Annotated in this window: 28 protein-coding genes; 8 read left to right on the top strand and 20 right to left on the bottom strand. The window is 68.0% G+C overall.

Annotated elements, in window-relative coordinates; translation table 11 throughout:
• Nucleotides 1–18 precede the first annotated feature (18 nt).
• From WS46_RS30655 to WS46_RS30645, 3 genes are all read left to right on the top strand, one after another.
• On the top strand, nucleotides 19–1,047 hold the full coding sequence (locus WS46_RS30655; RefSeq protein WP_059693068.1) for an LOG family protein: 1,029 nt from the start codon (nucleotides 19–21) through the stop codon (nucleotides 1,045–1,047).
• Nucleotides 1,048–1,187: 140 nt separating this feature from the next.
• Nucleotides 1,188–1,421: a hypothetical protein gene (locus tag WS46_RS30650; RefSeq protein WP_059536654.1), complete on the top strand. Its 234-nt coding sequence runs from the start codon at nucleotides 1,188–1,190 to the stop codon at nucleotides 1,419–1,421.
• 164 nt (nucleotides 1,422–1,585) lie between these two features.
• Nucleotides 1,586–3,343 (top strand): SulP family inorganic anion transporter, encoded by a 1,758-nt coding sequence (locus tag WS46_RS30645; protein WP_059693065.1) that lies wholly within the window; start codon nucleotides 1,586–1,588, stop codon nucleotides 3,341–3,343.
• Between the two features lie 90 nt (nucleotides 3,344–3,433).
• On the opposite strand, the gene WS46_RS30640 is transcribed toward WS46_RS30645, so the two are convergent.
• A complete protein-coding gene (locus tag WS46_RS30640) occupies nucleotides 3,434–3,673 on the bottom strand; it encodes a hypothetical protein (protein ID WP_059536661.1) in 240 nt (79 codons plus the stop codon).
• A gap of 48 nt (nucleotides 3,674–3,721) precedes the next feature.
• Nucleotides 3,722–4,372, bottom strand: coding sequence for a BON domain-containing protein (locus WS46_RS30635; RefSeq protein ID WP_059452433.1), 651 nt, complete (start codon nucleotides 4,370–4,372; stop codon nucleotides 3,722–3,724).
• 230 nt (nucleotides 4,373–4,602) lie between these two features.
• Here WS46_RS30635 and WS46_RS30630 point away from each other — a divergent pair, with 230 nt between their 5' ends.
• Complete coding sequence (locus WS46_RS30630; RefSeq protein ID WP_059693063.1) at nucleotides 4,603–5,268, top strand: nitroreductase family protein; 666 nt, start codon at nucleotides 4,603–4,605, stop codon at nucleotides 5,266–5,268.
• A gap of 105 nt (nucleotides 5,269–5,373) precedes the next feature.
• On the opposite strand, the gene WS46_RS30625 is transcribed toward WS46_RS30630, so the two are convergent.
• From WS46_RS30625 to WS46_RS30610, 4 genes are all read right to left on the bottom strand, one after another.
• A complete protein-coding gene (locus tag WS46_RS30625; RefSeq protein WP_059452431.1) occupies nucleotides 5,374–5,808 on the bottom strand; it encodes an Hsp20/alpha crystallin family protein in 435 nt (144 codons plus the stop codon).
• 177 nt (nucleotides 5,809–5,985) lie between these two features.
• Complete coding sequence (locus WS46_RS30620) at nucleotides 5,986–6,261, bottom strand: DUF1488 domain-containing protein (RefSeq protein ID WP_059452516.1); 276 nt, start codon at nucleotides 6,259–6,261, stop codon at nucleotides 5,986–5,988.
• Nucleotides 6,262–6,292: 31 nt separating this feature from the next.
• On the bottom strand, nucleotides 6,293–6,766 hold the full coding sequence (locus tag WS46_RS30615; RefSeq protein WP_059536668.1) for a universal stress protein: 474 nt from the start codon (nucleotides 6,764–6,766) through the stop codon (nucleotides 6,293–6,295).
• A 203-nt stretch (nucleotides 6,767–6,969) separates the two neighbouring features.
• The gene (locus WS46_RS30610) at nucleotides 6,970–7,389 is read right to left on the bottom strand and encodes a hypothetical protein (RefSeq protein WP_257130095.1); all 420 of its coding nucleotides are present in this window, start codon (nucleotides 7,387–7,389) and stop codon (nucleotides 6,970–6,972) included.
• A gap of 340 nt (nucleotides 7,390–7,729) precedes the next feature.
• Here WS46_RS30610 and WS46_RS30600 point away from each other — a divergent pair, with 340 nt between their 5' ends.
• The gene (locus WS46_RS30600; protein ID WP_059693056.1) at nucleotides 7,730–9,334 is read left to right on the top strand and encodes a bifunctional aminoglycoside phosphotransferase/ATP-binding protein; all 1,605 of its coding nucleotides are present in this window, start codon (nucleotides 7,730–7,732) and stop codon (nucleotides 9,332–9,334) included.
• 60 nt (nucleotides 9,335–9,394) lie between these two features.
• Here WS46_RS30600 and WS46_RS30595 read toward each other — a convergent pair whose 3' ends face one another.
• The 5 genes from WS46_RS30595 to WS46_RS30575 form a co-directional block, all read right to left on the bottom strand.
• Nucleotides 9,395–9,844 carry a CBS domain-containing protein gene (locus tag WS46_RS30595; protein ID WP_059452515.1) on the bottom strand — a complete coding sequence of 150 codons (450 nt, stop codon included), beginning with the start codon at nucleotides 9,842–9,844 and terminating at the stop codon, nucleotides 9,395–9,397.
• 196 nt (nucleotides 9,845–10,040) lie between these two features.
• Complete coding sequence (locus WS46_RS30590; protein ID WP_059693054.1) at nucleotides 10,041–10,505, bottom strand: hypothetical protein; 465 nt, start codon at nucleotides 10,503–10,505, stop codon at nucleotides 10,041–10,043.
• Nucleotides 10,506–10,658: 153 nt separating this feature from the next.
• Complete coding sequence (locus WS46_RS30585) at nucleotides 10,659–11,918, bottom strand: nitrate/sulfonate/bicarbonate ABC transporter ATP-binding protein (protein ID WP_059452514.1); 1,260 nt, start codon at nucleotides 11,916–11,918, stop codon at nucleotides 10,659–10,661.
• A gap of 119 nt (nucleotides 11,919–12,037) precedes the next feature.
• On the bottom strand, nucleotides 12,038–13,771 hold the full coding sequence (locus tag WS46_RS30580) for an ABC transporter permease subunit (RefSeq protein WP_059693052.1): 1,734 nt from the start codon (nucleotides 13,769–13,771) through the stop codon (nucleotides 12,038–12,040).
• A gap of 198 nt (nucleotides 13,772–13,969) precedes the next feature.
• Nucleotides 13,970–14,929, bottom strand: coding sequence for a hypothetical protein (locus WS46_RS30575; protein ID WP_059693050.1), 960 nt, complete (start codon nucleotides 14,927–14,929; stop codon nucleotides 13,970–13,972).
• A 44-nt stretch (nucleotides 14,930–14,973) separates the two neighbouring features.
• Between WS46_RS30575 and WS46_RS30570 the strand changes: the two genes are divergently transcribed.
• A complete protein-coding gene (locus WS46_RS30570) occupies nucleotides 14,974–15,960 on the top strand; it encodes a ribose-phosphate pyrophosphokinase (RefSeq protein ID WP_059693048.1) in 987 nt (328 codons plus the stop codon).
• Here WS46_RS30570 and WS46_RS30565 read toward each other — a convergent pair.
• The 8 genes from WS46_RS30565 to WS46_RS30530 all read right to left on the bottom strand — a co-directional run bounded on the left by WS46_RS30565 (nucleotide 15,938) and on the right by WS46_RS30530 (nucleotide 21,100).
• Complete coding sequence (locus tag WS46_RS30565) at nucleotides 15,938–17,014, bottom strand: hypothetical protein (RefSeq protein WP_059693047.1); 1,077 nt, start codon at nucleotides 17,012–17,014, stop codon at nucleotides 15,938–15,940. The genes WS46_RS30570 and WS46_RS30565 overlap by 23 nt on opposite strands.
• The gene (locus WS46_RS30560) at nucleotides 17,011–18,387 is read right to left on the bottom strand and encodes a nicotinate phosphoribosyltransferase (protein ID WP_059693196.1); all 1,377 of its coding nucleotides are present in this window, start codon (nucleotides 18,385–18,387) and stop codon (nucleotides 17,011–17,013) included. Before WS46_RS30560 ends, WS46_RS30565 begins: the two co-directional genes overlap by 4 nt.
• Before the next feature lie 79 nt (nucleotides 18,388–18,466).
• On the bottom strand, nucleotides 18,467–18,922 hold the full coding sequence (locus WS46_RS30555; protein WP_059693194.1) for a hypothetical protein: 456 nt from the start codon (nucleotides 18,920–18,922) through the stop codon (nucleotides 18,467–18,469).
• A 181-nt stretch (nucleotides 18,923–19,103) separates the two neighbouring features.
• On the bottom strand, nucleotides 19,104–19,343 hold the full coding sequence (locus WS46_RS30550) for a hypothetical protein (RefSeq protein WP_059693045.1): 240 nt from the start codon (nucleotides 19,341–19,343) through the stop codon (nucleotides 19,104–19,106).
• Nucleotides 19,327–19,701: a hypothetical protein gene (locus WS46_RS30545; RefSeq protein ID WP_257130086.1), complete on the bottom strand. Its 375-nt coding sequence runs from the start codon at nucleotides 19,699–19,701 to the stop codon at nucleotides 19,327–19,329. The genes WS46_RS30550 and WS46_RS30545 overlap by 17 nt, the downstream gene beginning before the upstream one ends.
• Before the next feature lie 225 nt (nucleotides 19,702–19,926).
• The gene (locus tag WS46_RS30540; RefSeq protein WP_059693042.1) at nucleotides 19,927–20,376 is read right to left on the bottom strand and encodes a CBS domain-containing protein; all 450 of its coding nucleotides are present in this window, start codon (nucleotides 20,374–20,376) and stop codon (nucleotides 19,927–19,929) included.
• A 61-nt stretch (nucleotides 20,377–20,437) separates the two neighbouring features.
• Entirely contained in the window at nucleotides 20,438–20,620 is a 183-nt protein-coding gene (locus tag WS46_RS36645; protein WP_059693039.1) for a BON domain-containing protein, read from the bottom strand.
• A gap of 72 nt (nucleotides 20,621–20,692) precedes the next feature.
• Nucleotides 20,693–21,100 (bottom strand): hypothetical protein, encoded by a 408-nt coding sequence (locus tag WS46_RS30530; RefSeq protein ID WP_059693037.1) that lies wholly within the window; start codon nucleotides 21,098–21,100, stop codon nucleotides 20,693–20,695.
• 110 nt (nucleotides 21,101–21,210) lie between these two features.
• Here WS46_RS30530 and WS46_RS36640 point away from each other — a divergent pair, with 110 nt between their 5' ends.
• Nucleotides 21,211–21,486, top strand: a complete 276-nt coding sequence (locus WS46_RS36640; RefSeq protein ID WP_257130085.1) for a hypothetical protein — start codon at nucleotides 21,211–21,213, stop codon at nucleotides 21,484–21,486.
• 124 nt (nucleotides 21,487–21,610) lie between these two features.
• Here WS46_RS36640 and WS46_RS30520 read toward each other — a convergent pair whose 3' ends face one another.
• On the bottom strand, nucleotides 21,611–22,132 hold the full coding sequence (locus WS46_RS30520) for a flavodoxin (RefSeq protein WP_059693033.1): 522 nt from the start codon (nucleotides 22,130–22,132) through the stop codon (nucleotides 21,611–21,613).
• 145 nt (nucleotides 22,133–22,277) lie between these two features.
• Between WS46_RS30520 and phaZ the strand changes: the two genes are divergently transcribed.
• Complete coding sequence (gene phaZ, locus WS46_RS30515; RefSeq protein ID WP_059693030.1) at nucleotides 22,278–23,492, top strand: polyhydroxyalkanoate depolymerase; 1,215 nt, start codon at nucleotides 22,278–22,280, stop codon at nucleotides 23,490–23,492.
• The last annotated feature ends 26 nt before the right edge of the window (nucleotides 23,493–23,518 follow it).

Below are 23,518 nucleotides of genomic sequence, written 5' to 3'. Positions count from 1 at the left end.
CGCGCGGCGCTTCCATTGATGTCGACACCCGTCAAACGCGCTTCCGCCGGCACGGCAAAAGGCACCGCACGCCGCCGTCCCGCCCCCGTCGCGACGATCGCGAAGGCGCGCGGCAAACGGCTGCGCGCGCGGCCCGATGCCATCGTCCGCAAGGACGGCGTCAAGGCCATCCCGCGCCGCGCGCGGCGCGTCACCCGAAGCCCGAACCGCCCCCCGGCCGACGACGATGCGGCCCTTCTGCGGGGTTCCGGCATGCGCGGCATCCGGCTGCAATTCGATTACTGGAAAGCCGAGGAGCGCCTGCAGAACGAGCGGATCGGCCACGCGGTCGTGATCTACGGCAGCACGCGTATCGTCGCGCCATCGGTCGCCAACGCGCGGCTGGATGAGGCCAATCGCCTGCTCGCGGAGCGTCCGTACGACCCGAGCCGGCAGCGCGCCGTCACGATCGCCAGCCGGCTCGTCGAATACAGCGTGTATTACCGCGTCGCGCGCGAGTTCGGGCGCATCGTCGCCCATGCCGACCGGTGCACGCGCACCGCGCGGCTCGCCATCGTCACCGGCGGCGGCCCCGGCATCATGGAAGCCGCCAACCGCGGCGCCTACGAGCGCGGCGCCCCGAGCATCGGCTTCAATATCGAGCTGCCGCGCGAACAGGCGCCGAATCCGTACATCACGCCGGATCTCCACTTCCGGTTCCACTATTTCGCGATCCGCAAGCTGCATCTGCTCGAACGCGCGAAAGCGGCCGTCTTCTTCCCCGGCGGCTACGGCACGTTCGACGAGTTGTTCGAGGTGCTGACCCTGCTGCAAACGCGCAAGATCGCCCCGCTGCCGGTCATCCTCGTCGGCGAGGCGTACTGGCGCCGCGCGGTCGACCTGGCGTTTCTCGCGGACGAAGGGATGATCGACCGCCGCGATCTGGAACTGTTCACGTATTGCGAATCGGCCGCGGCGATCTGGCACGCGATCGGAAGCTGGTACGCGCGGCGTCGGGAACGCGCGCCGGCGCGCTGCAAGGCGCCGGCAAAGCCACGCACGGTGTAGGAATCCGCCGACGAAGCGGGCGCGATTCCTACCGCGACTTCGGGGCCGGCTGATTGAATCGGGGGCGCGCGGCAACGATACTGGAATCACGGATACCGGCCCACCGGCACACCGATCGCACAACAACCAGGAGAGACGTCATGTCACACGCCGACTATCGTTCCGATTCGGGGATGCGGGCCGCCACATCCGACACGTCCGACCCCGCCGCGCTCGACACGGTGGCACTCGTCGCGCTCGCCCGAGACGCCGGCATGCTGGTGATACTCGACGGGCAGATCGGGCGCGAGCGGTACGAAAGCGTGACCGGATCGATCGCCACGCTGGCCCGCTTCGCCCAGGCGTTGCAGCTTTCCACGGTCAAGGTCGCGTGATGCCTGGCGTGGTGGCGTCGAGCCTCGGTAGCCGTCGCCGGCGCGACGGCCCCTGTCGCTGCGCGGTTTCGCGCATCCATGCGGGGGTGGCCACATTCCGATGAGCGCCTGCCTGTCGGGGCACGGCAACCCTTTCGCCCCGACCTTTCAGCGATGAAGCCGCGATGAACCGCCCGCTATCCGGACGGATCGTCCGCATGCTCCCGGGCGTCGCGCTGCTCACGCACTATCGGCACGCGTGGCTTTCTCGCGACCTCTACGCGGGGCTCGCGCTTTCCGCCGTCCTGGTGCCGGTCGGCATGAGTTATGCGCAGGCGGCCGGGCTGCCCGCCATCACGGGCCTCTATGCGTCGATCGCGGCATTGCTCGCCTATGCGCTGCTCGGCCCGAGCCGGATCCTCGTTCTCGGCCCGGATTCCGCGCTGGCGGCCCTGATCGCGGGCGCCATCGCCCCGCTCGCCGCCCATGATCCGCAGCGCGCGATCGCGCTTTCCGGCGCGCTGGCGCTGTCCGCCGGCGCGATCTGCATCCTGCTCGGCGCGCTTGGCCTCGGCTTCGTCACCGATTTGCTGTCGCGCCCGATCCAGTACGGTTACCTGAACGGCATCGCCATCGCGCTCGTGGTCGGTCGGCTGCCCGAACTGTTCGGCATGCCGGTGTCGGGCAGCGACGTGTTTTCCAGCGTGATGCGCATCGCGCATGCCTTCGTCGACGGCCGTTTTTCCCTCGCGGCCGGTCTGCTCGGCGTCGCGGTGCTGGCGTCCATATTCCTGATCAAACGCGTGACGCCGCGCTGGCCCGCGATATTGATCGCCGTGCTGGCGGCCACGCTCGTCGCTCGCCTGTCGCCGTTGCACGGCGTCGCGACGGTCGGCGCGTTGCCGGCCGGCTTGCCTGTCCCGCGCCTGCCGGCCGTCTCGCTGGCCGACGTGGGCGCACTCGCATCCGGCGCGATCGCGGTGGCGCTGGTGTCGTTCGCCGACATCAGCATGCTGTCGCGCGCGCTTTCCGCACGGGCGGGCGACGCGCCGGACCGCAACCAGGAACTGATCGCACTGGGCGCGGCCAATCTGCTCGCCGGCGTGACGCAGGGCTGCGCGGTCAGCAGCAGCGCGTCCCGCACGCCGGTCGCGATCGCCGCGGGCGCGCAAAGCCAGGTCACGAATGTCGTCGCGGCCGCGTGCATCGCGATTCTGCTCGTTGCCGCGCCGATGCTGCTCACGTTCGTCCCGCGCACGGCACTGGCCGCTGTCGTGATCTATGCGGCGTTCGGCATCGCCGACGTGCGCGGCGTCGTGCGGCTATACCGGATGCGCCGCGGCGAATGCCTGATTTCGATGCTGTGTTTCGCCGGCGTGATCGCCATGGGCGTCGTACCCGGCATCCTGCTGGCCAGCGCGCTGTCGCTGCTGTCGTTCGTCTGGCGGGCCTGGCATCCGTACGACGCGGTGCTGGGCCGGCTGACGGGCGTGCGCGGCTATCACGACGTCGCGCGGCATCCTGAAGCCGAGCAAACACCGGGGCTCGTGCTGTTTCGCTGGGACGCGCCGCTCTTCTATGCGAACGTCGAGATCTTCTGCGAGCATCTGGACGCCGCGATCGCACGAGCGGCGGGCCCGGTCACTCGCGTCGTGGTCGCCGCCGAGCCCGTCACCGACATCGACGTCAGCGCCGCGGATCGGCTCGTGGCGCTGCACGAGGAGCTCGGGGAGCGCGGCATCGCGATGAATTTCGCGGAGATGAAGGGGCCGGTGAAGGATCGCCTGCGCGCCTACGGTTTGTTCGACGTGTTCGGCGCGGCCAGCTTCTTTCCGACCGTGACCGACGCGGTTGCCCGTCACGTTCGGCGGCCGGAACAACATGCGCGTGCATGCAAGAAAAAGCGTGCGCGGCGTTGGCGCGTCTCGCACAAGACGCGGTAGACGACCGCGGCACGCATCGGCGCGGCGATTGCCGTACCGCGCATCGCGCGACGGAACCGGTGCCTTCGCCGGTCTGCCCCGTCAACCGGTTCAGACCGTGAAGGTATTCGACTTCTTCATCTCGATCCACGTCATCCCGGCGCGCAGCGCGTCGATCGCGGCTTCGCGCTCGGTTGCATGTGTCCTGCAGTGCGAAAACGTCCGCTCGCAAATGCCGTCCGGCGATTTGAGCGTAACGTGGATCCGGCAGTGGAAGCCGCCGGATTCGGCCGCGATCGTCTCGATCGCGACCGACCAGTCCGCTTCGTGAAGTTCGCCCGAAAGTGTCATCCGACTGCCCTCCTGGGTCTCCTTGGACCGCCCATCCGGCTGCCGGACTTACTCGACCACCAGGTCGTCGACGACGGCACGCACGCCGCGCGCGGACCACGCGGCACCGCGCACGGCCTTGCGCTCGGAGAACGAGCCGACCTTGCCGGACAGCCGCACGGTGCCGTCGTGCACGTCGATCGCGATGTGCTTCGCCTCGCGCTCCGCGTGACGCATGATCGCGCGCTTGATGTTCCCGCCGATGTCGTCCGCACCGACCGTCCCCTGTACCGCGATGTGGTCGGTCACGCCCGTCACGCTGCGCATCTGCGAGATCGCGCGCACGGCCAGGTGACTCTGGTACGCCCAGTCGACCTTGCCGGACAACGTGATCCAGCCGCGTTCGACCTGCACCTTGACCGCGTCGTCATGCAGCCCGACCGTCCAGTGCAGCACCGAGCGCACCGCTTTGGCGATGTCTTCGTCGGTGCGCACGTCGTCGTCCGGCAGATGCACGGTCATGTCCACGACGAGCGCCTTGACACCGGCCACGCGGTTCGCCGCGCGCTCGATCGCCAGTTTCTCCGCGTAGCTCGGCGGGTGCCCCGAAAGCGTCACGATCCGGTCGGTCACCTCGACGCCGATGCGCGTCGAATCGATCGACGGGTCGGACTCCAGTTCGTCCTGGACATCCTGCTTCAACTGCTTGTCGGTTTTCATCGTCTGCTCTCCTGTGAGCCGCGGCGTGCCTGTCCGCCGCACATAGCCAGATTTGCACACGCGCGGCGTCCGGGCGCTGATGCAGGTCAACGGATGCCGCGCGCCGCACGTCGTGGCCGGCCGGTGCGCCGCTTGACGGAAGTCAAGCCGCGACGGACCGGCCGTCTTATCGTGAAATCGCCGATGCGCGACGCTCCCGGCACGCGCAATCACGCTTCAAGGAGACTCGAATGACCGAACAGCAGCTGTTGACCTATTCGCCGGCGCCCGTGATGCAGCCGGCGTCGCCCGAGGGCGAGTCGCCGGCGATCGTCGACCTGCCGCGCCCGATGCTCGACAACGACGTGCCGCTGATGGCGGCGCTCGCGACCCGAATGAGCTCCCGCGAATTCGCCGCCACACCGCTCCCGCCGATGACGCTCGGCACGATGCTGTGGGCGGCCGACGGCATCAACCGCCCGGCGAGCGGCGGCCGGACGGCGCCGTCCGCGCACGCATTCAATGAAATCGACATCTACGTCGCGCTGCCCTACGGCGTCTATCGCTACGATGCGCCCGCGCACCGGCTCGTGCTGAAACACGCGGTCGATGCGCGCAACCTCACGGGCTATCAGGATTTCGTCGGCCGCGCGCCGCTGGATCTCGTCTACGTCGTCCGGACGGCCGCGATACTCGACATGCCGCCGCCGCAGCGCGACGTGTTCTCGGCGATCGCGGCGGGCGCCATCGCGCAGAACGTTTCTCTGTATTGCGCGGCGGCCGGCCTCGGAACGGTCGTGCGCGGCTGGATCAATCACCGCATGCTCGCCGACGCGTTGCGACTGAACGAGGACGAGCTGCCGATCCTCGCGCAGACGGTCGGCTATCGGCCCGGCAGTACGCCATCGCATGCGTGACGCGCAGATTCGATCGCGCCAACGACATGGCGCGCGGATCGCTCCGCGCGCCGGATCCTCCCGATGGGCGATGCGTGCCTGCATCGCCCGTTGCCCGCCGTCCGATCAGCTGATCGTGAGTTTCTTCTGGCCGACCGGCGCCTTCTTGGGCAGCGTCAGCGACAGCACGCCATCCTGATACGTCGCCGTCGCGTTGGCATCGTCGATGTCGCCGGACAGCGAGAACGAGCGGCTGATCGCACCGCTGTAGCGCTCGCGCCGGATCACGCGCTCGCCGTCCTTCTGTTCGCTTTTGCGCTCGATCTTCGCGTTGATCGAGACGGTGTTCCCCGTCACCTGGACGTCGATGTCGTCCTTTGCGACGCCCGGCAGTTCCGCGTTGACGGTGTACGCCTTGTCGTTTTCGGTGACGTCGATCTTCATCGACGCAAGATCGGGCTCGTCTGCCAGCGCCATGCCGCGCAGCGGCCTGAACAGCCCCTGGAACAGGTCGGATACGGGTTCGATCGAAAACGGATCGTAACGCGTCATGTTGCTCATGGTTCGTACTCCTCATACGGTGACAGACGACCGGCGCTTTCGTCCCGACAGCATCGGCCGCAATGAAGATCGGATGGCGCGACACCACATGCCGCGCATGGGACGAATGATCTTTAGGAATCCAGCGTACCCGCACGCCCCGGCACGCGCTTGATGCGCGTCAAGGGCGGCGGCCGATCACGTACAGAACCGGAAATGGCCGCTGTGCAGCAGGATCGGCCGTCCGCCGATTTCCTCGAGCAGGGAGCGGGCCGCGCGCTCGATGGCGGGACGATGGCGCGCGAAGGCGTCGACGAGATCCTGCTCGCGAGGCGACGCCGCGCGGAAGTGATCTTCCAGCGCCGCCGAGGTGATCGCGCAGCGCACGCGGCGCCCTTCGACGAGCGCCGGAAAGCTCAGCGCGGAATCGAGGTCGCAATACGTCGGATGTTCGGAAGGAAACGATATCTGCATGATGATCACCTGGGCGGATGATGAACAGGCCCTAGGCCACCGCGACCGTGGCGGGTGAGGTATCCTCGCCGCGCACGAGCAGGACCGGGCAACTCGATGCGCGAAGGAAGCGTTCGGCGACGCTGCCGAGCACCAGCCGCCGGACACCGCGCCGACCGTGCGTGCCGATCACGGCCAGATCGATCGCATGATCGACGACGTAGCGCTGCAGGCGCTCCGCGACGTCCTGGCCGAATTCGGTCTCGATGACTTCCGTCTCGCCGTTGACGGCCGCGCGCGAGATCGTCCGGTCGGCGTCTCGCAGGATCGCGGCGCCATGGCGCCGGATTTCGTCGAGCAAGGCTTCCGGCTCCATGCGGCCGCCGTAGACGAACAGCGTGGATTTGTCGACGACGAACACGGCAAACAGGCGGGCGCCGCATAACCTGGCCATCCTGAGACCTTCGTCGAGCGCCCGATTCGCCGAAGGACTGCCGTCCGTGGCAACCATGATATTCGTGTACATGCGAACCTCGCTGATGAACCGACGCGCCGGCGGCGTTCGGATTCGCTTCCATCATCGGTGCTTGCCGCGAGCAGGCGTTGACGGAGGTCAACGGTTCGGGGCCGCTACGAAGCCGGCACGAGAAGAAACCGGCGGCCGTTGGCCGGCATCCGGACGACCGCGAAACGAGACACCGCATTGCCGAGAACTGACGGCATTCGCCGCTAGCTCGGCGGGTTCTCGTCCGACCGGAAACCTTGCTCGATATCGAGGATCTTCCGGGCGCACACATCGTATTGCCATCCCGGGCCGCCGTTGCTGTCATACATGCCCTTGCACATCGCCTTGAGCCGGATCACCGAGCCGCCGCCGCCCGATTCCGTGCGTGACGCCCAGAGATAGACTTCTCCGGCCAGATACGGCTGCGCCGTTTCGATCCGGTCCGTGCCGAGTCGCGTGATGCGGGTCGACGAATGATCCTGGACATAGCGCCGCGTGCGGCTCCACGCCCGGTCGCAGTCGGACGGCGTCGAGCACTGCAGCGTTGCGGCCTGACGCATCGCAAGCAGGCGCGTTTCCATCGTCCTGAAGGTCTCGGTTCGCTCTGCCCCGGCACATGCGCCCAGCGCGAGGAGCACGCTCATCGCCAACGCCCGTTGTTTCATCGTCAATGCCTCGCCAGGCCGTGAATGCCGCACATGGTTACGCGCGGCTTCGCGCCGACGCTGCAATCGACTGTATTGCCGCCCCGGCGAATGCGGTTGACCTGCATCAAGCGCCCTCTCGCGCGGCGCGCTTGACTGGCATCAACTCGGAAAACGCCTTGGTCGGTTGCAATAAGATCCGTCGAGTCGGCCATTCCCGGCCTGCCAGCCGGATCAGGCGACATCGGGCAGACGAGAACGTGCACGCTCGTCTCGAATCCAACCCGCCGGGTGCGACAACGCTTTCGTATGCGCGCCCCGTATAACCGATCCGTTCATCATGTCCCGAGCGCCGCATGTCCCGTTCGCGCTGCATCGCGGAAATGCACGACGAAAGTCGACGCAATTCGATCGCGCAATGCGCCGACCCGCCACCTATCCCCACCCCGCGGGCCGGATCGAGCGGATCGAAACCCATCTGTCCGTCGTTTATCTGGCCGGGCGCTATGCGTACAAGCGCATCAAGCCGGTGCACTTCGCCTTCGTCGATCTGATGCGGCCTGAAGAGCGGCGCCGCTGCGCGCTCGCGGAGTGCACGCTCAATCGGCCGTTCGCCGGCCCGTTGTACCTGGGTGTCTGGCCGCTCGTCGCGCACGGCCGGCGATGCGCGTTCGCCGCACCGGTGCCGACCGGCGGGCGCCGGCGCCGGCAGCAGACCGCGCCGGGCGAGTACGTGGTGCGCATGCGCCGGTTCGACGCGCGGGCGATGTTGTCGGTGCGCAGCGCATCGCGCGACGACGGTCTGGCGGATGCCGATGCCCTCGCCGATACACTGGCCCATCATCATCTGCACGCGCCGCGCCGGGCGCCGCGCGGCCATCCCGGCAGTGCGCCGAGCGTCGCGGCCCAGTGCCGGCCGTTGCTCGACACGCTCGACGTCGCGGTGCCGGACGAAGCCGCGCTGCGCGCGTGGTACGACGCCGAACTGACCCGCGTCGCACCGCTGTTCGCCGATCGGCATGCGCGCGGTTTCGTGCGCGCGTGTCACGGCGACCTGCATCTCGAGAACATCGTGCGCTGGCGGAACCGGATCCTGATGTTCGACTGCATCGAATTCGACGACGCGCTGCGCTGGATCGACGTGGCGAGCGATCTCGCGTTCGCGCTGATGGATTTCTCCGCTCACGGACGCACGGATTGCGCCCACCGCCTCCTTTCCGGCTGGCTGGCACGCACGGGCGACCATGCGGCACTGGGCGTGCTGCCGTGCTACTTCGTCTACCGTGCGCTGGTGCGCGCGCTGACCGCCCGGCTGCGCGGCGACGAAGCGGCGCGCGCCGGCTATCTGCGCGTTGCGTCGGCGATGGCCGATGCACGACGCGATGCGCCGCCGGCGTTGCTCCTGTGTCACGGGGTTTCCGGGTCGGGCAAATCAGTGGCCAGCCGTGCGCTGGCCGCGCAACTCGGCGCGATCCGGTTGTCCAGCGACGTCGAGCGCAAGCGCCTGGCCGGCGCATCGACCGACACCCGCCTGTCCCCCGGCGCCTATTCGGACACCGCGATCGACGAGATCTACGCAAGGCTGCTTTCGGAGGCTCGCGTGGTTCTCGACAGCGGCTACACGGCGATCGTCGACGCGACGTTCCTGCGCCAGCACAACCGGACGGCGTTCATCGCCCTCGCCGCGCGACTCGGCGTGCGCGTCGCGATGCTCGATTTCACCGCGAGTCCGGCAACGCTCGCCGCGCGTGTCGCGGCCCGGGCGGCACACGGACGCGATGCCTCCGATGCCGACACCGCCGTCCTGGCCCGACAGATCGAGCATGCCGACCCGCTGACCGAAGCAGAAATGGCAATCGCGATTCGTTTCGACACCGATTGCGATGCCTCGGCGTACGAAAGCCGCGCGTTCTGGGCGCCGTTGCTCGCCACGCTGCGCACGTAAGCGCGCGGGGCGCATGCCTCGGGCAAGCGGGCCGCCGCGCCGGGCGCCGGCCCCGCAACGTCACGCGCGGAAACGCTGCTCCTCGACCTGCTGCAGCTTGCCGACTTCCACGACGCCGCCCAGCAACCCCGCGAGATGCTCGACGATATCGTCGAGCGTCACGATGCCGGCGAGGCGGCCTGCATCGTCGACGACCGGCAGCCTCCGAATGCCCGAGCGGCGCATTTCCTCGAGCGCGACGCCGATCTCGTCCGTGTCGGACACGACGACAAGGCCCCGCGACATGATCTGGCCGGCCGTCACGTCGCCCGGATCGTCGCCGCGGGCCATCACCTCGATCACGAGGTCGCGGTCGGTCACCAGGCCGATCGGAATGGCTTCGCCATTGCGGTACTCGATCACGACGATGTCGCCGACATGCGCGTGCCGCATGCGATCGGCGAGTTCAAACGCACTGCATTCGGCCGTGCACGATTCGACCGGCTGGGTACTGATTCTTCCGATGTGCATGATGAAGCTCCCGTTGCCCTTCGCGTGGACGATACGCATGCGCACCGCCCTGCGGCGACGCATGTTTCCCGAGTTCAGGGTAAGCGCGGCGTCCCGGGCAGGGTTGACGCACGTCAACCTGCTGCTTGCCGTCGTGGCCGACAACGCGCGGACGAGCGCGCGTGACGCCTGGTCCCGCCGATGGCGGGCACGGTCCCTAGATGCTGAGATATCCCTGGAACAGCCACGGCGGGCCGGCTCTCTCGCCTGTCGCGCGACCGCTCGCGGCGGGCACGCAGACGCCCGAGAAACCGGGCGATCCGTCCTGCCAGAACGACGGCACGAAGGAGAATTCGCCGTTGACCGTCACGACGAAGTCGCGATTGAACTGCGACGGCGCGAAAATCGTCACTTCGTGGAAGAACGACGCGGCCTCGTCGTGCGCCGTGCTGCGCGCGGCAAGCAGCCCCCTGGAGTCATAGCGCGCCGGCAGCGTGTAGACCTTCCCGCCACGCTCGACCGCTTCGGCCGGCGTGAACACGAGTTCCACCCCCGGGTACGGCAAACGGTAAGGCTCGCGACAGATCGGGCCGTCGGGCCCGAGCGCGAGCGGCGGATGAGCCCAGAGCGAAAGCGACAGCGGGCTCGTGCGCTGGGCGAAGTATTCGGAAAGCCAGTTCATGGTCAGTCCTCCCGTGAACGGTCATTGACGTCGAGTTGCGAAGCGTGTCTGCCGGATCGACGCGGTTGCGTCGACGGTTCGTCCAGCGTCGCACGCCCCGCCGCGCGACGCTTGATGCCGATCAAGCACGCGATCGACATGCGCCCCGAATGGTCAGCGGCCGAACGTGCGGGTATGGTCGTCGTAGTCGAACAGTCCCGCGTAGCGGCCCCAGTCGGTCACGACCCGCAGCGCCTGCTCCGCGCTGCGCGGATCGAGATGATCCTCGAGTTCGAGCTCGAAACGCGCGCGCGGCGCGCGATGCCCTTCGCGTTCGCCCAGCACTTCGTCGATATGTTCGGCGAGCGGCACGAACCGGACGACATGCTCGCGAAACAGTCGCCGCCGGGCATCGTCGTCGCTTTGCGCGAACACGTGGCCCGCGGCACTCAGCCGGATGCTCCGGTCGTGCCATTCGGCAAACGCGAGCAGATGAAGCGCGGCCGCCGTCGAATACAGCGCGTCGGTCCGGAGCGCGAGCGCCGATGCAATCGTGCCGAGCTCCGCATGACCGTCGTATGGCGCGGCCGCGAGCGTGTCGACGAATCCGGCGAGATGGTGGCTCGACACGTCGGGCAGTTTCATGGCCAGCGCACTGCCCGTCGCTTCCCGGCCTGCCGCCGCGTCGGTGATGCGTGCGGTGAGCGTCGCATAGATCCGGCCGACGATCGCCTGGACGGCCGGATCGTGCCGACTGCGCGGACGCGGCAGCGGCACGCTCAGCGTCGCCTCGATGTGCGCCGGACCGGCGCCGAGCACCAGGATGCGATCGCACATCAGCACGGCTTCCTCGATGTTGTGCGTCACCATCAGCACCGACCGGATCGACAGCTGGTGCGCGTCCCACAGGTCGAGAAAATCCGTGCGCAGCGTTTCCGCGGTCAGCACGTCGAGCGCCGAGAACGGTTCGTCCATCAACATCAGCACGGGTTCGCTGACGAGCGCGCGGGCGAAACCGACCCGCTGACGCATGCCGCCCGACAGTTCGCGGGGAAACGCCGATTCGAACCCGTCGAGCCCGATCAGTTCGATCGCGGCGGCCGCGCGGGCGCGTGCGTCGCTCGGCGCCAGGCCCAGCGCGTCGAGGCCGAGCTCGACGTTTTCGATGACGGTCAGCCACGGGTACAGCGCGAAGGTCTGGAACACCACCGCGATGCCGTCGGTCGGACCGGCGAGCGGCGCACCGCGATACGTCACCGCGCCGGACGACGGCTTGACGAGCCCGCCGGCGATCCTCAGCAGCGTGGACTTGCCCGAGCCGGAGCGGCCGAGCAGCCCGAGGATCTCGCCTTCGTGCAGCGCGAGATCGATATCGGCCAGCACGTGCAGCGGCTCGCCGGACGGTTTCGTGAACGATTTGCATACGGCCCGCATTTCGAGCACGACCGCCGCCGGGTCCGAAGGCGGTGCGGCCGCGCTCGCGACATGCCCTTCCGTGTATTCGCTGAGGTTCGGCACACGGGTCTCCCGTGAGTAAATGATCGGTTGAGGGCTCAATCGAGCCGCGTGCGGCGCTCGGCGAACGCGTACATCGGGCGCCACACGAGCCGATTGGTCGCGATCACGAGCAGCGACATCACGGCGACGCCGAGCGCGATGCGCGGATAGTCGCCGGCGTCGGTCATCCGCGCGATGTAGGCGCCGAGTCCGCCGGCATCCAGGCGCGTGCTGCCCCAGCTCACGGCCTCGGCGACGATGCTCGCGTTCCATGCGCCGCCCGACGCGGTAATCGCGCCCGTCACGAAGTACGGCAGGACGCCCGGCAACATGACGTGTCGCCACCAGGTCGCCGGCCGCACGCGAAAGCATGCGGCCGCTTCGCGCAGGTCGGCCGGGAACGCGCTTGCACCGGCGATCACGTTGAACAGGACATACCATTGCGCGCCCAATATCATCAGCGGGCACAGCCAGATGTCGGGTTCGAGCCGCAGGCGCACGATCGCGAACACCGCGACCGGAAACAGCAGGTTGGCCGGAAACGCGGCGAGGAACTGCGTGACGGGCTGGATGCGGGCGGCCACGCGCGGCCGGAGGCCGATCGCAATGCCGATCGGCACCCAGATCGCCGACGCGAGCGCGACCAGCACGGTCACGCGCACGAACGTGAGCCCGCCTTCGGTTGCGACGACGCGCAGGTCCGTCCAGGTGAGCGTCGCGCGTCCGAGCCGGAACAGTTCGTACGCCGCATACGCGCATCCCGCGCCGCACAGTGCGAACCAGAGCACGTCGCCCGTGTGCCGCGGCAGCGCGACCCGGTCGCGCCATCCCGACATGAACCCGCGCAGCCGAGCGCGCGCCGCTCGACGCAGCACCGCCCGGATCGGGCCGGCCGCACGGCCGATCCATCGCGACCGGTGGAACAGGTCGAGCATCCAGCTGCGCGACGCGACCGTGGTCGCGGCATCGCCATAGCGGAACCGTTCCGACCATGCGACCAGCGGCCTGAACAGCAACTGGTCGTACAGGACGATCGCGACGCTCATCGCGACGATCGCCCAGCCCACGGCAGCGAGGTCGCGATTCGCGATCGCCTGCGCGACGTAGGCGCCGACGCCCGGCAGGTCGACGTGCAGGTTGCCGACCGCGATCGCCTCGGACGCGACCACGAAAAACCAGCCGCCCGACATCGACATCATCGCGTTCCAGACGAGCCCCGGCATCGCGAACGGCACGTCGAGGCGCCAGAAGCGCTGCCACGCGGACAGCCGGAAGCTGCGGCTGGCCTCGTCGAGATCGAGCGGCACCGTGCGCAGCGCCTGATAGAAGCTGAACGTCATGTTCCAGGCCTGGCTGGTGAAGATCGCGAAGATCGCCGCGCACTCAGCGCCGAGGATCCGCCCGGGAAACAGCGACAGGAAGAACAGCACCGTAAACGACAGGTAGCCGAGGATCGGCACCGACTGCAACACGTCGAGCAGCGGGATCAGCACGCGCTCGGCGCGACGGCTGCGCGCCGCCGCGGTCGCGTAGACGAACGTGAAGACGATCGACGCGAGCAGTGCCGCGAACATGCGCGCGACGGTGCGCAGCGTGTAGCCGGGCAGCGCCGCGGGCGACAGCGAAATGGCCGGGGGATGCGCCACCGCGAGCGGGCCGGCCATCTGGTGCGCCGAGATGCCGGCCAGCAACAGGAAACCGACCACGATCAGCATCGCGGCGAGATCCCGCCAGCCCGGCACGGGCAGCGTCCAGCGCCCGCCCCGCAATACCTCCGCATGGTGCTCCACGACGCCTCTCCCGCCGATGATGGCGGTTCATCTTCCCGGGCGGGACGGCCGGCACGCTTGACCTGCGTCAACCGCCCTGCAATGCGTGGCGCCACGATTGCAGCAAGTCCTGCCGCGCAACGGCCACCGTTCAGGAGCATCCCGATGACACCCGTTCCGGCCACGCCGTACCGCACCGACGAGCGCGCCTGCGTCGGCTCACGCGGCGGGGTACGCGTTCGCGAGCGCCTCGACGAACGCGTCGAGGCGCTCCGGCGCGAGCCGGTTGATGCCGGCCGCCCCTTCCCGGCCGCCGCCCTCCGGAAATGCGCGACAAAGACGATCGGCGCCGTACGGTGCGGCGACGGGCGCGCGAACGCTGACGGTATACCCACCCGAGGGCGACAACGTCAGCACCGCGTGAGCGCGCGCCGCGTCACCACGCGCGAGCCGATTCGCGAAAACGCCGCGCACGCGACGCGCCCAGCGCGCGTCGGGGAGGATATAGACGTCCGCCCCCGGCAGCGCGATGTTCGCGCGCTGTCGCTCCGCACGCGCGATATCGCGTCGCCGGTTGGCGTCGAGCCGCCGCGCGAGGGGCGACCTCGCGAACTCGAGCGGGTTCGCATAGTGCCGCACCGCCGCATACACGGCCAGCGGCGCCATGAAGAGATCGTCCGGGTAATCGCCGTAACCGTTGTAGTTGACGGATTCGCCGAGCACCTGCAGACGGTAGGCGTCGGCATCCGTCAGGCCGCAGGCGGCGGCGAGCCTGCCGGCCACGCCGACGAGATTGTCGCCATAGGCGCCGACCACCGCCCAGAGTCGCTGCCGGCCCGCCAGATACCGGTCGACGATGACGCTCGTACAGGTGTCCGGCGCCGTGTCGATATGCGCGCGAAGGTGCGGATGAGCGGGCACGGCGCCGGGCATGTGGTGATCGAAATAGTCGACGTCGACCCCGCGCGCCAGCAGCGCATCGAGTGCCGCGCGGTTCGCGTCGAGCGAAACGTCCAGGACGGTGACGATGTCGCCTCCGACGGCCGGCACGCGCGCGAGCAGCGCGATGTCGCGCTTGGGGCCCGTCACGAGCACCGACTCGGCCGGCGTCTCGAGCCGGAGCTGCTGAAGCGAACACATGCCGTCCGCATCGCCGTTGAACACGTCAAAGCGCGTCATGATTCGCGACGCCCGATAGCTGCATGAATCGAGGTAGCCATGCCATGGAACGACTCCCTTTCAGCCTGTTCGCGTTCAACTCGTGTCGCGCCTTCGGCGAACGAATCGCGGCCCGTCTCGGCGTCACGCTCGCCGCGCACGAGGAACGCCCGTTCGAGGACGGCGAACACAAGACGCGTGCGCTGGTCAGCGTGCGCGGCCACGATGTCTACGTCGTGCAGTCGCTGCACGGCGAGCCAGGCAGTTCCGTCAACGACAAGCTGTGCCGGTTGCTGCTGTTCATCGGTGCATTGAAGGACGCGTCGGCCGCACGCGTCTGTGCGGTGACGCCCTACCTGTGCTACTCGCGCAAGGACCGCCGGTCTCAGCCGCGCGATCCGGTATCCACGCGCTATGTCGCCACGTTGCTCGAAGCGGTGGGCGTCGATCGTGTCGTCACGATCGACATCCACAACATCGCGGCGTTCCAGAACGCGTTTCGCTGTCCGACCGAGCATCTCGAGGCGAACAGCATGCTGGTCGACTGGTTCGCCGCGCAAGCTGGCGAACGGCCGGTCGTGGTCGTATCGCCCGACGCGGGGGGCGTGCGGCGAGCCGAGGATTTCCGTGTCCGGCTCGAAGCGCGCATCGGGCGCGCGGTCGACGCGGCGTTCGCCGGCAAGCTGCGCAGCGGCGGCATCGTGACACCCAAGCCGATCGTGGGCGAGGTCGCCGGCCGTTGTGCCGTCATCGTCGATGACCTGATCGGCTCCGGGACGACATTGGCCCGCACGGCCGAGGATTGCCGCACGCTCGGCGCGCAATCCGTCTACGCGGTCGCGACGCATGGGATGTTCTTCGATGACGCGGCCGAACTGCTCGGCGGCGACGCGCTCGCCGGCATCGCCGTGACCGACACGGTGCCGCCCTGGCGCGTGCCGGCCGGACCGCTCAAGGACAAGCTCGCGATACTCGACAGTGCGCCGCTGTTTGCCGAGGCGATTGCGCGTATCCATCGCGGCGGCTCGCTCACGGACCTGCTGCGGCGCTGACGTGGCTTGCCACCCACGTGCGCTCGCAGTCGTCGGCGTGCCGCCGGGCGAGCGCGATGTACGTGCTCGCGCGATCGCGCCAGACCGGCGTCGCCCTGAATGCGGGCTCGCGCAGGTGCCACACGGCGAGCCGCGCGCGCGTCATGGCCCGGCAGCTCTGGTAGAAATGCACGCATCCGTCGTCGACATCGTCGCCGCTCGCCGAGCGATAGGCATTGACGAGCGCGTCTGCGAAACCCGGTGCGCCGAGACGCTCGCATTCGAGCGCGAGAAAGCCGACCTCGTCGGCCGCATCCTGGACTCGCAGTCGTCTGCAGAATTCGAGGCAATCGATGATCGCAACCGGATCGTCGATGTAGACGTGTTCGGGACGCAGATCGCCGTGCCCTTCGACGACATGCCCCTGCCGCACACGCAGGTCGAAGCGCGCGGCTTCACACCCGAGCAACGAGCGCTGCCGCGCACAGAGCGTCCGCACGACATCGGTGGACTGGCTCGCAAGCGGCTTGCACAACGCGCGTTCATTGGTGTCGATCGTGCAACGCAGCGCTTCGCGATACGTCGCACCGTCGATTCGCGCGGGTGCCAGGGTATGGTAGAAGGCGCTCAGGCGAGCCGCGATGCGACACGCATCGCCTGCGGTAGCCATGCCGCGCGACAACACGCGGTCGAGCATGCGTGCGGCCGGCAGGCGCCGCATTCTGACCAGCCAGTCGACGATCTCGCCGGGTCCGTCCGCATGCAGGCAACCGCGGGCGTCGACGACGAGCGGCACCACATCGAGATACACGTCGGCCGCAAGCCGACGGTTCAAACGCACCTCCTCGCAACAGAAGCGATGGCGCGCGGCCAGCGTTCGAAAATCGAGTTGCGGCGCGCGCACGGGCTTCTTGAGCTTCCACGCGTACCGATCCGTCAGGAATACCCATGACATGTGCGTCTCCACGGCCTCGACCGATCTCGTGCCGTCTGGCCAGGCTGCGCGCTCGCGCAACGCCGCCACCTTGTCGCTCAGCGTGATCGCGCGGCCGACCGGGATATGGGCATCGTTCATGCCGCTTGCTGCCCCGCGTGCGCGTCCAGCCTCGCATTCTCCTGCGCGACGAGTGCCGCCAGCGCCGGAGAAATCGCCGGCTGCAGCGGCATGACGGGCGCCAGCGTCTGCATCGGATCGGGCAGCGTGGACAGTTCGCGCATTGCGTGAATGCGGCTCTCGCCGAGCGTGGGGGCCGCGAGTCGTGCCCCTGCGATCATGACGGGCTGCAACAGCGGGGTGCCGTCGAGATGCTCGCCGTCGAGTCCGAGGCAGTCGGCGGCGATTCGTCCGTCCGGGCCGTATTGCCGAAACACCTGCTTGCGGCCGGGCAGCGTCGCCTTGCCCTCCGAGCGTTTGCAGCGCGCCCGGCCCGCATACTCGACGAGCTTGTACGCGCAGTCGAGGCACGGTGCGTCCGCCGACGTGCTCATCTGCGTGCCGATTCCGAAACCGTCGATCGGCGCATGCTGGCGGACGAGCTCCCGCAGCCGGATTTCGTCGAGATTGCCGCTCGCGAAAATCGTCGCGTCCGTCAGGCCGCCGTGGTCGAGAATCGCGCGCACGTTGCGAGCGTGCGCCGCCAAGTCGCCGCTGTCGATCCGGACGCCCTTGATGCGCACGTTGTCGGGCGCAAGCCGCCGCGCCAGTTCAACGACCTTGTGTGCCGCGTGCTCCGTATCGTACGTGTCGATCAGCAGCAACGCGTTGTCCGGTTGCGATCGCGCGAAATGCTCGAACGCGAGCGCTTCGTCGTCGTGCGCCTGGACGTATGAATGCGCCATCGTGCCGTACACGGGAATGTCGTAGCGCAACCCCGCGAGCAGCGTCGCCGTGCCGCAGAATCCCGCCAGGTAGCTGGCCCGCGCGGACAGCATCGCCGCCTCCGAGCCATGCGCGCGCCGCATGCCGAAGTCAACCAGCAACCTGCCGTGCGCGACGAGCGTGACGCGTGCGGCCTTGCTGGCAACCAGCGTCGCGTAATGGAGCAGGTTCATCACGCGGCTCTCGATGAACTGCGCCTCGCGAAACGGCGCCGTGATCCGCAGGATCGGTTCGTCAGCGAAAAACACCGTGCCTTCCGGCATCGCGTCGACGGTGCCCGTAAAGCGGAAGCCGGCGAGCGACGCGAGGAAATCGGCGCGCAAGCGCCCGGTCGCTGCCAGTCGCTCAAGGGCGGCGGCCGTAAAGCGCAAGCCCGCCAGATAGTCGAGGACGGGCGCCAGTCCCGCCGCCATCAGGAATGCCCGATGCTCGGGCAGCGCCCGTACGAAGAACTCGAAGCTGGCCACGTCGTTCATTCCGGCATCGAACGCGGCCTGCATCATCGTCAGTTCATACCAATCCGTCAGCAGCACGTCGTCGACGTCAGCGTCCGGCCAGGATCCGTTCATCATGCGCCCTCCCGCGCCGCTCGCGCGCATTCGTGCAGCCTGTAGCCGGCCACTGCGATGCGGACAAGCGTCGCTTCCGTCATTGCGGCGCGGGGCCCGGGCTCGACGGAACCGCGGTCCACACGCCATTGCACGACGCGACATACGGATAGTATCCGCGCGGGTCGTTGCAGTAGTACCACGCGCGCGCAGGCGGCAGCCGCGCCGGCGTCGGCGGCGGCCGCTGAACGACGATCGCGGGCGGAATGTAGGTCGGATACGGATACATCGGTTCAGGATAGATGTACCAGTAGCCGTCGACGACCCACCACCACGCGTAGCGCCCGCCGTGCCAGTCCTGGACCCATCGACCACGCTGCCATAGCGTACGCTCCCTCGGCGCGAAATGGCGAAAGTCCTGGCCGTGAAAATCGCGGCCGTGGAAATCGTGGCGGGGCACATGGCGCGCATGCTGCGCATGTGCGGGCTGCGTCGGCACGCAGCACGCGGCCGCGCACACGACGAGCAAGCGGCATGTGCGTTCGAGCCTGTTCATGGTCGTCATTCTTCGCGGAGATGCGATCCATCGTATTGAGGCCGCGCCGCGCAGCTTTGACCGGGATCAACGCATGCCCGCGGCCCGGCGGGACGCCGGCGACGCGGTATTGGCAGGCTTCAGGTCATGCCGTGGTCGCCGGTTCGCATGCGGCGTGGATGACGGTGAACAACGCCGTCCGTCAGTACGTGAACGTGTCCGATTTCTTCATCTCGACCCACGTCATTCCGCTGCGCAGCCCCTCCAACGCGGCCTCGCGCTCGGTCGCGAATACCCGGTGATGCGGGAAAACATGCTCGCACTTGCAGTCGGGTGAGCGCACCGTCACGTGGACACGGCAGCGGTACCCGCCGGTCTCAACGCCAGCCGTTTCGATCGCCACGGTCCAGTCCGCCTCGTTCAATTCACCGGAAATCGTCATGATTGCCCCTTTCCTTGCCGTGCGAGCGCATACCGCTCCCATCATCGGTCGCGCCACGCCGCGAGCCGCGATGGCGATATCCGGCCCGCCGCCTGAAGAGCCATATCGGGCCGGCGACGAGGCCCAGGATCGCCGCCCACAGCAGAAGCACGTAGCCGAACAATTGCCAGAATTCGCCGACCCGCTGCTGCAGGATCCATGTGCGGTACGACGCGACGTCGCTCGCGGCATCCGGAAACGACGCGCGATAAACGAACAGCGGCAGGCACACGTCCTGTTCGGGGAGCGGTGTCGTCAGCATTGATCCGGCCGGCCGGGCACCCACGCGCCCGCATTCCGGCGCGGTCATGCCGGCCACGACACCGGTGCTTACCGGATGGTCGTGGATCGCGCCGAGCCACGTCGTCGCGCTCGCCAGCAGCAGGCAGAGACCGATTGCGCCGAGCCACCGGCGCATCCGGTTGCGCGGGTCGGTAGGCCGGCCGCGTGTCATGGATTCGCGCGCGTCCTGAGGGCGCGTCGCACCGACATCGAGACCGCCGCTGCGCCATGCGCGGCGCGACGGAAGCTGGAATCGACCGGATCAACCACGTTGCTTCTCCTCGAAATACGGCTGACGGGCCGCCACGAGCCGCAACTCGTCGAGCAGCGCTGCGGCCGCGCGCAGCAGATCGTCGAGCGAGACGATGCCGACCAGTTCGCCGTCGCCGCCGACGACCGGCAATCGACGGACGCCGTGCTGACGCATCCGCTTCGCGAGCAGCCAGAGGTCGTCGTCGACGTTCGCGGTCGCGACGGGCGCAGACATGATGTCACCGACGAACAGCGAGCCGGCCTGCGCATCGGGGCTGACCACCGTCAGCACGATGTCGCGATCGGTCACCACACCGACCGGCACGCATCGCCCCTCCTGTTCGCGCACGACGATCAGATCGCCGGCGTGTGCGTCGCGCATCATTTCCGCCGCCTCGACGACAGTTGCTTGTGCCGAACACGTGGCAACATCGCGGGTACAGAGCATCGCGGCATTCATGTTCGTTCTCCCGGCCGGGGCGAGGCGGGCCATCGATCGATGTCCGCCGCCGCCCGAACCATCATGCAACGGTAAGTTGATCGACCACGTCACACACGCCCGCCGCCGACCATGCGGCATCGAAGGCAAGCCGCCGTTCGCCCAGCGAGCCCGTCTGACCGGTCAACGTCGCGATGCGTTCTGGCGCTTCCACGCCGATGCGCACCACGTCGATCGACGGGTCCCGCTCGCTGTCGCCAGTCATGGCCATCGACTCCGATTCGTAATCGATGAAAGCAACGGTAATTCCCGCGGCGCCGCGTGGAATTGATACAGGTCAGCGCGCGGCGTGGTGCACCATCCCGGCCGACGCCTCCACCGCGATCGTACGACACGCAGTCGTGACGTCGACGTTGCGCCCTCGTCTGGCGCGATCGCGTGTGGCGAGCCGCAACACCATCTGACGGCCGTTGGCCGACAGGCGGGCAGCCGCTTCCGCAAGCGGCGCCGCATCCAGCCGAACGAGACCGCGATCGACGAGGCAGCGCAGGTCGGCGGGGTCGCCCTGCGGGCGCATCGGCTCGCTGGCGAGCACCATCAGGATCGCGATTTCGTGGGGGCTCAGCAGCCGGTCGCCATCGGCGTCGATCGGCTGATGCAGGTGAGGCGCGACTGCAGACAGTGCCGATGCTTCGGGACGGGAAATGATCTGGCGATTCGACGTGTTCGTGAACAAGAGGGGCATGTTGATGTCCGTATCATGAACGTGAAGACGCAGACGGCACGGGGCATGTCGATCGTGGTCGAGTTCGACATGCGAGAACGTCGATATTCGCTCCTGCCGGGCAATCGATCTTGATGCAGGTCATCCTGCTGGCGCGCGAGCGATCGAAACGGTCGCTGATTCGTCTGACCCAATGCCATCGAGGTACCGACGCGCTCGCGTCGCGACACCAGGCCGGATTGCTGCCCGGTTTTTCATGTGGAATTTTTCGTCACCCGGTGCGGCACGATCTCGTTCAATCCGGCACTGCGAATCATTTTCTTCAACAGTTGTTGCTCGACGAGCCGCTCGATCGCGATGCGCTCGCCGAGTTCGTGTGCGCGTCGGCTGTTCGCAGACAATTCTGAGGGCTGGACACGGCATGTCGCGTCGCTCGGTGCCGGGATCCCGTGGTTCGGCAAGGGCGTGGGATCGGCATCGGCGTCAGTCCGGCGCGCGGCACGCACATCGCCGGTCGTGTGACGTTGCCCGTTACGCGCTCATGCGCCGTTCGCGGTCGGCAAGCCGGTGAGCGATCGACCGTGCGAAATGCGCGAGCTTCCCGGCGGCCAGGCCGCGACCGATATCTCGTCCGGAAATCGCGCACGTCGCGATCGGCGCCTGCCGTGCCAGCGCCTGCATCTGCCCGAATGCTGTCAGGTCGCCGCGCTGGCCCATCGTGCAGAAGAATGCGGTCGCGCGCAGTTCGCTCCCGTGCCGCGCGAGCCAGGTCGAAACCGGCGTCGATGCACGACCCGCCCAGACCGGCGTGCCAATCACGACCACATCGTATGCGGACGGCGAACAGGCCGTCGGCCGAAGGTCCGCGGCACGATCGCGGATCACGTCGGCGAGCGAACGCAGGAAGCCGACGGCCCCCACCCGCCGCCGATCGTCGACTTCCTGAAGCCGTTCGCAATCCGCGTCGAGTTCCGTGGCAAGCCGGCGCGCAATCGCCGCCGTCGTTTCACTGCGCGAGTAGAAAACGACGAGCATGCGTCGAGACGTGTCCATATTCCGCTCCGTGCATCCGTCCGGGATCCGTAGACCAGCTTATGCACCGCCGATCGGGGCGACGCTGATGCAGGTCAAACCGTCGCGGCACGATCGGGCGACAGTAGGCTTGTTCGAATTTCCCGCGATTTTCCGCCCATGCGCCATGTGGTATGACCTGATCGAACAGCAACGGCAATGGTTGCGAACGTGGGACGCGGCGGTGCGCTTCACGTGCGGTCTCTGGCCCGATGCCGCGTCGTCGTGCTACGCCGACCTGTGCGAACCCCTGCTCGACCTGCATGCCGATGCGCCACGGTTCGCCATCGATTCGGTCGACGTGGACGGCCGTCGCATCGACGTCGACGAAACGATCGTCGCGCGCACGCCGTTTTGCACGCTGCGCCGCTTCTCGCACGCAGGTGCACGACGCGTGATCCTGCTTTGCGTGCCGCTGGCTGGCCATGCGGCCGTGATGATGCGGGAGACGGTCGAGACGCTGCTTGTCGACGGCGACGTGTGCATCACCGACTGGATCGATGCGCGCGATGTGGCGTGCGACGCGGGCCGATTCGGCCTCGACGAATATGTGTCGATGCTCGACCGCTTCATCGATACCCTGCTGGCGGACGCGCGTCCGGTGCACGTCGTCGCGGTCTGCCAGGCGACGTTTCCGTCGCTTGGCGCCATCGCGCTACGCGCGCAACGCGACGCTGCATTGCCAGCAAGCCTGACGTTGATCGGCGGCCCGCTCGATGCCCGCATCAATCCGAGCGCGCTCGGAACCGCGGCTCGCTCGCATTCGCTCGACTGGTGTCGCGCCACGCTGATCGATACGGTGCCGCATGGCTTCGCCGGATGCGGGCGACAGGTCTTTCCGGCCTATCTGCAGCGCGCCGAGATCGCGCTCACCTACCCGCAACACTACATGGCGCTCGTCAATGGCTATCGGCAAGCGGTGTCGAGCGGCGACGCCGACGCACTCGCAACCGCCCGCCGGGCGCTACGCGAATACCTGACGCTTCTCGACATGCCGGCCGAATACTTCCTCGATACGGTCGACATCGTTTTCCAGCGGGCATGTCTGGCGAACCGAACGTGGCACGTCCACGGCCAGCGGGTCGAGCCCGCCGCGTTGCGCTCGATCGGGTTGCTGACCGTCGAAGGCAAATGCGATGCCGTCACCGGTGCCGGCCAGACCCATGCCGCGCTGGCGATGTGCAGCGGTCTCGCAGCGAATGCGCGGCAACGCGTCGACATCGACGATTGCGATCACTACGGACTCTTTACCGGCGATCACTGGCGCACCGACGTGCATCCGGTACTGCAGGCGGCGTTCGCCCGCGCCGAACACGGCGGGGCGCGCTCGTGCGCGGCGTGATGCGCCGTCCGCCCGGCCCGGTATGG

This window comes from Burkholderia sp. RF4-BP95 (assembly GCF_001521985.1).
GTDB lineage: Bacteria > Pseudomonadota > Gammaproteobacteria > Burkholderiales > Burkholderiaceae > Burkholderia > Burkholderia diffusa.
The sequence above is the reverse complement of the archived record's forward strand: the minus strand, read 5'-3'. Positions and strand labels throughout refer to the sequence as shown.

Excerpts from the sequence above, each read along its gene's own strand:
- WS46_RS30655 (WP_059693068.1), top strand. The coding sequence starts at position 19 with ATGTCGACACCCGTCAAACGCGCTTCCGCCGGCACGGCAAAAGGCACC.
- WS46_RS30650 (WP_059536654.1), top strand. The coding sequence starts at position 1,188 with ATGTCACACGCCGACTATCGTTCCGATTCGGGGATGCGGGCCGCCACA.
- WS46_RS30645 (WP_059693065.1), top strand. The coding sequence starts at position 1,586 with ATGAACCGCCCGCTATCCGGACGGATCGTCCGCATGCTCCCGGGCGTC.
- WS46_RS30640 (WP_059536661.1), bottom strand. The coding sequence starts at position 3,673 with ATGACACTTTCGGGCGAACTTCACGAAGCGGACTGGTCGGTCGCGATC.
- WS46_RS30635 (WP_059452433.1), bottom strand. The coding sequence starts at position 4,372 with ATGAAAACCGACAAGCAGTTGAAGCAGGATGTCCAGGACGAACTGGAG.
- WS46_RS30630 (WP_059693063.1), top strand. The coding sequence starts at position 4,603 with ATGACCGAACAGCAGCTGTTGACCTATTCGCCGGCGCCCGTGATGCAG.
- WS46_RS30625 (WP_059452431.1), bottom strand. The coding sequence starts at position 5,808 with ATGAGCAACATGACGCGTTACGATCCGTTTTCGATCGAACCCGTATCC.
- WS46_RS30620 (WP_059452516.1), bottom strand. The coding sequence starts at position 6,261 with ATGCAGATATCGTTTCCTTCCGAACATCCGACGTATTGCGACCTCGAT.
- WS46_RS30615 (WP_059536668.1), bottom strand. The coding sequence starts at position 6,766 with ATGTACACGAATATCATGGTTGCCACGGACGGCAGTCCTTCGGCGAAT.
- WS46_RS30610 (WP_257130095.1), bottom strand. The coding sequence starts at position 7,389 with ATGAGCGTGCTCCTCGCGCTGGGCGCATGTGCCGGGGCAGAGCGAACC.
- WS46_RS30600 (WP_059693056.1), top strand. The coding sequence starts at position 7,730 with ATGTCCCGAGCGCCGCATGTCCCGTTCGCGCTGCATCGCGGAAATGCA.
- WS46_RS30595 (WP_059452515.1), bottom strand. The coding sequence starts at position 9,844 with ATGCACATCGGAAGAATCAGTACCCAGCCGGTCGAATCGTGCACGGCC.
- WS46_RS30590 (WP_059693054.1), bottom strand. The coding sequence starts at position 10,505 with ATGAACTGGCTTTCCGAATACTTCGCCCAGCGCACGAGCCCGCTGTCG.
- WS46_RS30585 (WP_059452514.1), bottom strand. The coding sequence starts at position 11,918 with ATGCGGGCCGTATGCAAATCGTTCACGAAACCGTCCGGCGAGCCGCTG.
- WS46_RS30575 (WP_059693050.1), bottom strand. The coding sequence starts at position 14,929 with ATGACGCGCTTTGACGTGTTCAACGGCGATGCGGACGGCATGTGTTCG.
- WS46_RS30570 (WP_059693048.1), top strand. The coding sequence starts at position 14,974 with ATGGAACGACTCCCTTTCAGCCTGTTCGCGTTCAACTCGTGTCGCGCC.
- WS46_RS30565 (WP_059693047.1), bottom strand. The coding sequence starts at position 17,014 with ATGAACGATGCCCATATCCCGGTCGGCCGCGCGATCACGCTGAGCGAC.
- WS46_RS30560 (WP_059693196.1), bottom strand. The coding sequence starts at position 18,387 with ATGAACGGATCCTGGCCGGACGCTGACGTCGACGACGTGCTGCTGACG.
- WS46_RS30555 (WP_059693194.1), bottom strand. The coding sequence starts at position 18,922 with ATGAACAGGCTCGAACGCACATGCCGCTTGCTCGTCGTGTGCGCGGCC.
- WS46_RS30550 (WP_059693045.1), bottom strand. The coding sequence starts at position 19,343 with ATGACGATTTCCGGTGAATTGAACGAGGCGGACTGGACCGTGGCGATC.
- WS46_RS30540 (WP_059693042.1), bottom strand. The coding sequence starts at position 20,376 with ATGAATGCCGCGATGCTCTGTACCCGCGATGTTGCCACGTGTTCGGCA.
- WS46_RS36645 (WP_059693039.1), bottom strand. The coding sequence starts at position 20,620 with ATGACTGGCGACAGCGAGCGGGACCCGTCGATCGACGTGGTGCGCATC.
- WS46_RS30530 (WP_059693037.1), bottom strand. The coding sequence starts at position 21,100 with ATGCCCCTCTTGTTCACGAACACGTCGAATCGCCAGATCATTTCCCGT.
- WS46_RS30520 (WP_059693033.1), bottom strand. The coding sequence starts at position 22,132 with ATGGACACGTCTCGACGCATGCTCGTCGTTTTCTACTCGCGCAGTGAA.
- phaZ (WP_059693030.1), top strand. The coding sequence starts at position 22,278 with ATGTGGTATGACCTGATCGAACAGCAACGGCAATGGTTGCGAACGTGG.